Source organism: Thermogemmatispora sp., from assembly GCF_019683755.1.
Classification (GTDB): domain Bacteria; phylum Chloroflexota; class Ktedonobacteria; order Ktedonobacterales; family Ktedonobacteraceae; genus Thermogemmatispora.
The window spans coordinates 1-9,665 of the sequence record NZ_JADGHT010000168.1; the positions used below are offsets into that span (position 1 = coordinate 1).

At 58.8% G+C, this 9,665-nt stretch carries 7 protein-coding genes; all 7 read right to left on the reverse strand.

What is annotated here, in order from left to right:
• Positions 1 to 2,460: DEAD/DEAH box helicase (locus IRZ24_RS11885; RefSeq protein ID WP_297164393.1), on the reverse strand; the 2,460-nt coding region annotated here is incomplete at its 3' end.
• Between the two features lie 455 nt (positions 2,461 to 2,915).
• Complete coding sequence (pth, locus tag IRZ24_RS11890) at positions 2,916 to 4,421, reverse strand: aminoacyl-tRNA hydrolase (RefSeq protein WP_297164396.1); 1,506 nt, start codon at positions 4,419 to 4,421, stop codon at positions 2,916 to 2,918.
• Between the two features lie 94 nt (positions 4,422 to 4,515).
• Entirely contained in the window at positions 4,516 to 5,712 is a 1,197-nt protein-coding gene (locus tag IRZ24_RS11895) for a metallophosphoesterase family protein (protein ID WP_297164399.1), read from the reverse strand.
• A gap of 197 nt (positions 5,713 to 5,909) precedes the next feature.
• A complete protein-coding gene (locus IRZ24_RS11900) occupies positions 5,910 to 6,947 on the reverse strand; it encodes a D-alanyl-D-alanine carboxypeptidase family protein (RefSeq protein WP_297164402.1) in 1,038 nt (345 codons plus the stop codon).
• A gap of 103 nt (positions 6,948 to 7,050) precedes the next feature.
• Positions 7,051 to 8,535, reverse strand: coding sequence for an Asp-tRNA(Asn)/Glu-tRNA(Gln) amidotransferase subunit GatA (gene gatA / locus IRZ24_RS11905; RefSeq protein ID WP_297164405.1), 1,485 nt, complete (start codon positions 8,533 to 8,535; stop codon positions 7,051 to 7,053).
• Between the two features lie 3 nt (positions 8,536 to 8,538).
• On the reverse strand, positions 8,539 to 8,829 hold the full coding sequence (gene gatC, locus IRZ24_RS11910) for an Asp-tRNA(Asn)/Glu-tRNA(Gln) amidotransferase subunit GatC (RefSeq protein WP_297164408.1): 291 nt from the start codon (positions 8,827 to 8,829) through the stop codon (positions 8,539 to 8,541).
• A 180-nt stretch (positions 8,830 to 9,009) separates the two neighbouring features.
• Positions 9,010 to 9,309, reverse strand: a complete 300-nt coding sequence (locus tag IRZ24_RS11915) for an acylphosphatase (protein ID WP_297164410.1) — start codon at positions 9,307 to 9,309, stop codon at positions 9,010 to 9,012.
• Positions 9,310 to 9,665 lie beyond the last annotated feature (356 nt).

The following is a 9,665-nucleotide window of genomic DNA, read 5'->3' on the forward strand; positions in this document are numbered from 1 at the left end:
CGGATGGCGGTGCGTATCGGCAGCCGCGCCTGGGGGGGGGGTCTCGATAACGCTCATGTCGCGCAGGTTGACCAGGGCCATATGTAGGGTGCGTGGAATGGGGGTGGCCGTCATGGTCAGAACATCAACCTCTGTGCGCAATTGCTTGAGCCGTTCCTTGTGCATCACACCAAAGCGCTGCTCCTCGTCAATGATGAGGAGACCGAGCTGGAAGAAGACGACATCCTTCTGCAGTAAGCGATGGGTACCGATAATAATATCGATCTTCCCGAGTGCAAGATCTTCCAGAATTTGCTTTTGTTCCTTCTCGGAGCGGAAGCGACTGAGCAGCTCAACACGCACTGGATAGGGTTTGAGGCGCTCCTTGAAGGTATTGTAGTGCTGAAGCGCCAGCACTGTCGTGGGCACAAGTACGGCTACCTGGCGCTGATCGAGAACGGCCTTGAAGGCGGCGCGCAAGGCGACCTCTGTCTTGCCATAGCCAACATCGCCGCAGACCAGGCGATCCATCGGCCTGGGGCGCTCCATATCGGCCTTGACCTCTTCAATGGCCCGCGCCTGATCGGGAGTTTCCTCATACGGGAAGGCGTCCTCTAGCTCTTTCAGCCACGGCTGCTCGGAGTCAGGCGGGAAGGCATGGCCCTCGGTGGTTTCGCGCAAGCTATAGAGCCGCAGCAGCTCGCGGGCGATGTCCTGGACGCTCTCTTTGACGCGTGCCTTGGCGCGTGTCCATTCAGTGGTGCCAAGCTTGCTGAGAGCCGGCACAGCCTCCCCCATGCCGATATAGCGCGTCACACGGTCGAGCTGATCTGTCGGAATATAGAGCTTATCGTTCCCTGCGTAGCGGATCAGCAAATACTCGCGCTCGACCCCAGTCAGGTTCATTCTGACCAGGCCCTCGAAACGCCCAATGCCATGCTCCTGATGGACAACATAGTCACCAGGGTTCAGCTCAGTCAGGAAGGAAGCTGGAGTAACTGGCCGGCGCCGCTGGGCTGGGCGACGCTTAGACCAGCCAAAGACCTCGGTGTCAGAGTAGACGGTCAGGCCGAGGGTGCGCGATTGCCAGCCCTCGGCAAGGTGCCCCTGAATGAGCGTAAGACTGCCCTCGGGGGGAAGCTCCTTGATACTGGTGCCGGGGCTGAGATGGAGAGGCCCTTCTTCGTGGCTGGCCTCGTCGGCAAAGACTTCGGCCAGACGACGTGCCTGGGCAGTGACGATTACGACGCGCTCACGGTTAGCCAGAGCCTTGCGGCAGTCATGGACGAAAGCCCGGATACGCCCTCCGTAGGAGTTCGCGCTGCTGCAGGCCGGTAGCAATGGCTCTTGACTGGACAGATGAGTACCATCAGGGGTGGACTCGCCTGTGGCAGCCAGGATACCAGCAAAGTGCAACTGACGGCGTTGCTGCAGGCGCACATGAAGATCTTCCCAGCAAAAATGCGCCGGTCGCAGGTGGGCCGGATTCTCGCGCTCCGCCTCTAGACGCGCTTTCAGCTCCTGGGCCTGAGCGTCTAGGTCACAAATGCGGTTCTGGATATGCTCAGGCTCGTTTAGAATGACGAGAGCATCCCGAGGCAGGTAATCAAGCAGTGTGACCGGCTCATGTAAGTATGGCAAGTAGAAGGCGATATCTTCGAACGAACGACCCTGGCGCAGCAGCTCCAGATCACGCCGCCAGCGCTCCTCAGCGTCGCGGTGGAGAATACGTAGATCAAGCTGCTCTAGCTCTCGTGCCGCTTGTGCTCCCCGCGTTGGCAGTGCTTCGCGCGCTGGACCAATCAGACAGCTCGTCAGTGGATTGAGTGAACGCTGTGTCTCTGGGTCAAAGGTGCGCAAGGACTCGACCTGGTCACCGAAGAATTCGACGCGCACCGGTCGGGCCAGAGTCGGAGGAAAAAAGTCGACAATTCCCCCGCGATGACTGAACTGGCCAGGTTCTTCAACCTCAGCTACTGGCTCATAGCCCAGGTTGTAAAGGTGCTCTAGCAGAAGCGAGAGGTCTAGTTCTTCGCCCTGTTGCAGCTCGTACAGAGTGCGTTCCAACTCATAGGGCGGCATGAGCGGCTGCGTCAGTGCCCGCGCCCCACAAACGATGAGCAGGCGCGGTTCGCGCCGCGCTAGGCGGATAAGCACCTGCATGCGCTTCTGTATTGTCTCGGCGTCGCTAAGCAGGCGCTCATAGGGCAGGGCTGTACGCCCAGGGAAGTAGAGCACCTGGCTGCCCTCTGGGGCGAAAGCAGCCAGGCTCTCAGCTAGCGACCGTGCCCCTTCTTCGTCTTCTGTTATGATCAGCAGTGGCTGCTCATATGCTGCTGCCAGAGCGGCGATGATAAACGGACGCGCCGGCTCAGTAATTGCGTCAAGAACCGGTAACCCTTCAGCAGCACGCAGCCGCCTGAGCAGTCGTTTGAAGTCTGTTCGCTGGGTGAGTAATGGTAGTAAACCTTGGAGTGTCAATCTGGCCTCACAACACCGAGTAAGATTTCTTGGTGACTGGTCTGCTTGCTGTGCGTATTGCTGAGTGCTTAGCTCTGCGGGTGCCGTATCTATGAAGATCACCCGCTCTCCCGGCGCTGGCTGGTGAGACGAAGAGGAGAAGGCCCGCGTAGGCCATTCCTAGTGTAGCACAGCGGGCCAGTCCTGTCGAGAGAGCACCTCTTCCTGAGAGAATCAGCACACCAGACCAGCGCAGAAGCACACCCACACCTACCTGATAATCCCCTGTCCTGATCTGACTCCGGCTGGCTTGCAGTTGATCAGCGCCAGCGGACTGACCTCAGCTCAGATCAGACTCGGCTAGAGGGGCGACCTTCCCGCCGGGTTTTCTTATAGTTTATCTTATCACAACACAAGCTAAGTCTGCCAGAGAGAGCTGCAGGGCGAGCCTCTCGAAAGGAGGCACCGACGCCTACCTAAGAAGGTAATGACGCTTGGCCTGTAGCATCTCCGGCTAGCCGGCTACGTAGGCGGGCATAAGCCCGTCCGAGAGCAGCGCGCAGGCGCTGGGCCGAAGCTTGCAGTGCCTCATCGCTATCGCGGCCGAAGCCGCCAGAGCGGGGGGTCCCTCCGATTTCCAGGATAGCGGGACCGGCAAAGCCGCGTGCAAGCAGCTCCTCGCAGTAGCCCTCAATATCCAGGGTCCCCAGTCCCAAAGGCAGGTGATAATTCAACTGTGGCAGCGGGGTATCTGAGACGTGGACCAGGATCATCCGCGGGGTCAGCCTTAGATAGTCCTGCAGGGTCTCGGGGGGGGTATGATTGACATCCCAGACCAGACCTAGCCCAGGCACCTGTTCCAGCAGCCAGGCGCAGCGATCAGGTCGGGCAAAAAGACCAGCGGCAGGCTCGTTCTGCTCAATGCCCAGTGAGAAAGGCGGAGTCTGGGCTGCGGCAAGAGCCTGAGCTTCCTGCAGAGCGGGTACCAGGCGCTCTTCCAGCCCTGGCAGGACGTCGGGACCACTGAGAGGCGCCAGCAAGTGAAAATGCACACGGCTACATGGTAAACGGCGGATCGCGGCCAAATTGGCATGCAGTGCGGTTGCCAGCGTCGCGCCGCTTGCCGTTGTCCCTGCCTCAGTCAGGGAGAGCGCAATCTCTAAAGCACAAGTCAGGCCAGCTTCATGTAAGGCTGCTGTAAGCGTCTCGAAAGAATCGCCTAGCTCCTGCTCAGTGAGTCCTGCCTCTGAAGAGCGGAGCTGCAGCCATTGGAAGCCACACGAGCGAGCAAAGGCGATCTCCTCACGCAGAGGACGCCAGTGGGCGGGAAAGAGGCGGGCAACCATGCCTAGCTGGATCGGAGGGCGGCGAGCTTGTTGGCGCTGGCGCTGTTCCTCTGAACGACGTCGGGCCTCTGGGTCCCTGTTGATCACGCTCATCGCTGCCTCTAGGCCACGTGCAAGCACCAGCTCAATAGCGGCCACTGCTTCGTCCTCAGCCTGATCGAGCTGAGCACGCTCGGCGGGCGGGGGCACCCCCAGCACATAATCGACGACGCTCGTATGTCGCTCAGTCGGACGTCCGATCCCTACGCGCAGGCGTGGGAACTGGTCGCTATGCAAATGGTGGACAATGCTTTCCAGACCATTATGGCCCCCTGTACTGCCGCGCGCACGCAGGCGTAGGCGTCCAACGGGTAAGTCAAGGTCATCGCAGACAACCAGAATGTCTTGAGGAGAAAGGCGATACCAACGAGCAAGCGCCCCTACGGCCTCGCCGCTGAGATTCATATAGGTCAGAGGCTTTACAAGGATAACCTTCTCTCTCCCCAACCAACCGCTGGCCAACAAGGCGCGGCTACGTTCCTCATTCCAGCGCCACCCCCGCTTATGAGCCAGCTTGTCAACAACACGGAAGCCGACGTTGTGACGCGTCGGCGCATACTGCGGGCCGGGATTGCCCAATCCAACAATCAATTTCATCTATTGCCAGCTTAAATGCTCACCTTCTGTGATATTCGTTGAAAGCGAGAGAAGTCCGACAAAGGGGCAGTCGAAGTACGAGTTCATCGAACTGCTAGCGACCGTAGGCCAGACGCACAGCCAGATATTGGGGCAGTCCGGCCTTAATAATTTTCTCTTGAGTCTTCTTAATGTCATATGGCACGCGGTAGAACTCAAAGCCAGATTCCGTATCGTAGATCATAAAAGCGGCACGTGGATCACCATCGCGTGGCTGGCCAACGCCGCCGGGATTGATGATAGCGCGGTAGCCGGCGGGTGGGTCCCAATGGCCTTCTGGAGGAGTTAGCATCTCGTTTGTGACCTTGATCATGCTCTGACTGAGGCCGAGCAGAGCCAGCAGTTCCTCAATCTCACTATTCAGGCGGTCTTCGGCACTAAGAATCTCCTCTTCAGAGGTCCGTGATTCGATTGCCTCCAAGGCTGCCACGATATCAGCATAGGCCTCTTGCTGGCCATTGAATTCGGACTCGGAGCTGGCTGGCTGATCTGCACTGAGTGTGTCTTCAGCCGCGGAGCCATGTTCAGAGACGCTAGTTTCCCGAGTTGTGGCCGCCGCAGTTGTTGTGGCAGCGCCCTGAGGTTCCTGATGATAGGCACCTTCCTCTGATGTCCTCCCCGTCTCGCCCTCGCTCTGGCTGACAGAGGCAGGTCGCTCTGAACCACTGGTACTGGTCTCGCCAGCATCGGCGGCGATGGCAGCAGAAGCCGTTTTCTCCGTCTGCTCCCTGGAAGCGCCGGCACTCCCGGTCTTGCTAACGTTCATTGGCTGCTGGAAGATCACTGGAATATGAGTATGGCCCACAAAGCAAAAGCGACTACTGAAATGCTGGAAACTGCGCTCGGCCAGCACCTCGGAGGTCAGATACTCCCACAGGGGTCCGTAGGGGCTTCCGTGCACAAGCGTAACATCGCCGATATCGAGGCGCTCCGGAAGATTAGCCAAAAACTCGCGGTGCTCCTCTGTTAACTGCTGGGCTGTCCACTCGGCGGAGATGCGAGCCGCGGCACTAAAGTCATCAAGATCGATTTTATTCACCGCAGCCCAATCATGGTTTCCTGCGATAATCACATCAGTACGCTCGCGCAGCAAAGAAATGCAGGCATTGGGGTCGGGGCCATAGCCAACCAGATCCCCCAGAAACCAGATTTGATCGATGGGCTTCTCTTTAGAGAGTTCATCGATCTTTGCCAGCACTGCTTCCAGTGCTTCCAGGTTCGCGTGTATATCGCTGAAAACGGCGTAACGCATTGCTGTCCTTTGTGCCAAAGGTTAGTGCGAGCATGGTCAGGTCGTAAAGCCTATTCTATCATGTTTATGTCCACCTTACCAGTCTGTTCTGCTGGCAAGGTGGACCAGAATCGCACGACGCGTGAGGCGCCCGGCCCGACACACGGCAACCTCAGAGAGAGCTGTTGGACTGCCCAAGTGGGCCCGGTAGACCTTGCTCAGAGCGGGGGCGGTGCCGAAGCGCTAACTGGTAGCGCCGGCAGCGAGAAGCCCCAATCGAGCAAGCGACGAGCATCCTGAAAGCGAGCTTCGGAGCTGGCGGCGTGCAGAACCACCCCGATCAGGTGATGACCCTTATTCGTCGCCGAAAAGACTAGGCAGTAGCCGGCCTCGCCGGTAAAGCCCGTTTTAATGCCAGTAGCCCCTGGATACGTGCTCAGCAGCTCATTCGTTGAGGTCCAGACGTGAGCCAGGTGCGTAGCGGTCTCAGGCACAGAATACACGCGCGTCCGCACGATCTCGGCGAACAGGGGAATAGTCATTGCATAGCGAGCCAGTCGCACCAGATCGAAAGCCGTGCTATAGTGATTAGGGGCCGGCAGGCCATCAGGATTGGCATAGTGTGTCTGGAAGAGGTGGAGTCGCCAGGCAAAGAGGTTCATGAGAGTCACAAACTTCTCGGATGAGCCGGCCAGGCCATCGGCAATTGCAATGGCAGCATCATCACCGGAAGGCAGGAGTAGAGCGTAAAGCAGATCGCGCAAGGTCAGTCGTTCCCCCACTTGCAGGCCTGCGTTGCTTCCATCATTATCGCGGGCCTCATTCACGGCATCGGCGCCGACGGTGATCTCCTGATGAAGATCACCGATTTGCAGAGCGATGACCGCCGTCATAATCTTTGTTGTACTGGCCATCGGGCGGGGTACCTCGCCATTCATATCGACCAAAATGCGGCCGCTGTCAGCATCGAGCAGCATCGCCTCAGCGGCGCTCAGAGCTGGCGGCGTACCGTGAGGAGTGAGCACAGGAGCCAGGGTCGGTGTTGGCGTTGGGGGAAGCTGCGTGCCGGTTGCCGTGGGGGTCGCTGCTGCAAAGGGACCGCTTGCTGGTTTGGCTCCGAGAGGAGTGAAAACCAGCAAAGAGGTCCCAATAGCGATGCTGGCAGCCAGAACCAGGAGGAGCGCCGCCAGAATGCGACTTACCAGTGGTGACAGAGTTGGGAAAACAGAACGGGAACGCTGCTGTTGTTGTGGCAAAGCAAAGTTCTCCTTCTTCCGCTCAGTTTCCACAGGGCGAACAGCTGCTGGGCAAGGGTCAGGCAGTTCCCACCTCATGAGGCGAGGCGAGCCATCCCTCCGGCTAGGCTGTATCCTTCCCCTCCAAGAGGGAGGGGTAGCGGGTATGGTAATCCGTCACACGCTGGAAGGCATCGGCCACACGCAAGATCGTCGCCTCGGCAAAAGCATTTCCTAGAATCTGCAGGCCCACAGGCAGACCTTCGCTGAAGCCGCTAGGGATCGAGATGCCACAGATCCCAGCAAGGTTTGCCGGAATAGTAAAGACATCGTTCAGGTACATCTGATAAGGATCAGACAGCTTCTCTCCTAGCTTAAAGGCCACTGTTGGCGAAGCAGGACTGACTAACACGTCGCACTGCTCAAAGGCGCGCTCGAAGTCCTGAGCAATCAAGGCTCGCACCTTCTGGGCCTGTTTATAGTAAGCGTCATAGTAGCCGGCAGAAAGCACATAGGTTCCCAGCATGATGCGTCGCTTGACCTCTGGCCCGAAGCCATACTGGCGAGTCTTATCCAGAGCCTCCCACATATCGCTTGTATCGCGATAGGAGTAGCCATACTTGACGCCATCATAGCGGGCCAGATTAGCGCTGGCCTCAGCCGGGGCGATGATGTAGTAGGCAGCGACCCCATAGCGGGTATGGGGAAGCGAGACCTCACGAATTTCAGCCCCTAGCTCGCGCAGGCGCTGGATCGCCTCCTGGCCGACACGGGCCACACCAGGCTCCATACCAGGAGCCTCCCAATACTCCACCGGCACGCCGATGCGCAAGCCGCGGATGTCGCCCGTCAACTCAGCCGTATAGTCTGGCACCGATGCGGGTGAGCAGGTTGAATCACGCGGATCAGGGCCAGCGATTGCCTGCAAGAGCAAAGCGGCGTCACGGGCTGTACGCGCAAAGGGGCCGATCTGATCCAATGAGGAAGCGAAAGCAACCAAGCCGAAACGTGACACGCGGCCATAGGTGGGCTTCAGCCCCACGACGTTGCAGAGCGCAGCAGGCTGACGGATTGAGCCACCGGTATCGCTGCCCAGGGCTCCCGGAGCCATCCCCGCTGCCACCGCTGCTGCAGAGCCGCCGCTGCTCCCGCCAGGTGTACGTTCCAGGTCCCAGGGGTTATGTGTTGGGAAAAATGCTGAGTGCTCAGTTGAGGACCCCATTGCAAATTCATCCATATTGGTTTTTCCCAACATGATCGCGCCGGCGGCAGTGAGGCGTTCCATCACAGTGGCATTGAAGGGGGGGCGAAAATGCTCCAGCATGCGCGAGCTGCAGGTGGTCGGAATATCCTTGGTGCAGATCACATCCTTAATAGCCAGAGGAATACCTGTCAGGGGGGTGACCTGCTCGCCGCGCTGAAGACGCTGATCGGCCTCATGGGCCTGCTGCAGAGCCAAATCCGCTGTCACCAGGGTAAAGGCGCGGATACGCTCATCGAGAGCCGCGATCCGTTCCAAAAAAGCGCGCGTCAGCTCAACAGCGGAGATTTGACGCTGACGCAGCAGCGTCGCCGCCTCACTGATGGTTAGCTCATGCAATGCGCTCATCGCTTAGGACTCCTCCAACACAGCATTCACCTTCAAACACTGCTCCTCCTGGTCGGGGGCGTTGGCCAGCAGCACCTCCGGGGGATAGGACGGACCGGGCTCGTCCTCACGCATCACGTTCGTGAGGCGTGAGGCGTGCGCCAGGGGAGAGACCCCACTCACGTCGGCCTCGCGCAAAATAGCCATGTGCTCTAGAATGCTAGACAACTGCTGGCGGAATAGCTCAACCTCCTCTTCGCTGAGGCCGAGCCGGGCCAGTTGAGCAATGTGGAGTACTGTTTCTCGATCGATCAAACCCCGAGCCTCCTTCACTCTAACTAACCTGACGACCGGTTTGGCGTAATATACAGTGGAAGCTTCAACGAGCCGGGATAGAGACGCTTGACGAGTTTGGTAATCTGCAACAAGTGTCACAAGGAAGATCGTGCAGGATGGTACTGCGCTGCCTCCCGGAAGAGTCGTGCGGCGGGCAGCCTACCAACGGATATGGAAGCCACTCAGTGGCTCACTAGGCTGGCGCCAGTCAACGCGAACCTCGTGGACCTCGGCGGCGGACGGGCCGCGGTGGAGCAACGTCAGCAACCGTTCGAGTGCGGTGCGTGGCCCTTGCGCCACTACTTCCACGCTCCCGTCGGCCAGATTACGCACATAGCCGCGCAGGCCCAGGGCCGTAGCATGATGCATGACAAACTGGCGGAAGCCAACCCCCTGGACGTATCCCAGGACGCGGGCGTAGAGTTCTTGCCTCTCGTTGTCCTGTTGCATGGCTTTCATGATACCATACTCCCCTCTTTGAGCATAGTCCCTTTCTCGGGAACAGGACGGATGGCTGAGCCCGGGCTGCTAAGCGGAGCTGCTACTCTGGACGAGACAGTGACCCGCCGTCTCGGCTGGCACCGTCCGCCCTTGTCGGCAGGATCGCCAAAGCCCCCAGAGAAGGAGGTTTGACCTTCAGCCAAAATTCAGTAATCTTTGCTAGACTGACAGCAGATTGCCATCGTGGCTCCACTATCAACGTTATTATAGAAAAATAACGGAGGCAGGTGCTGCAGTGGTCAGCAATGCTTAGCCCGAGGAAGAAGGGTGGAGAGACTGACATCCTGAGCAAACCGGTATCACCCAGAGCGGGC

Coding starts and splice junctions, on each gene's coding strand:
- pth (WP_297164396.1), bottom strand. CDS start 4,421: ATGAAATTGATTGTTGGATTGGGCAATCCCGGCCCGCAGTATGCGCCG.
- gatA (WP_297164405.1), bottom strand. CDS start 8,535: ATGAGCGCATTGCATGAGCTAACCATCAGTGAGGCGGCGACGCTGCTG.
- IRZ24_RS11915 (WP_297164410.1), bottom strand. CDS start 9,309: ATGAAAGCCATGCAACAGGACAACGAGAGGCAAGAACTCTACGCCCGC.
- IRZ24_RS11895 (WP_297164399.1), bottom strand. CDS start 5,712: ATGCGTTACGCCGTTTTCAGCGATATACACGCGAACCTGGAAGCACTG.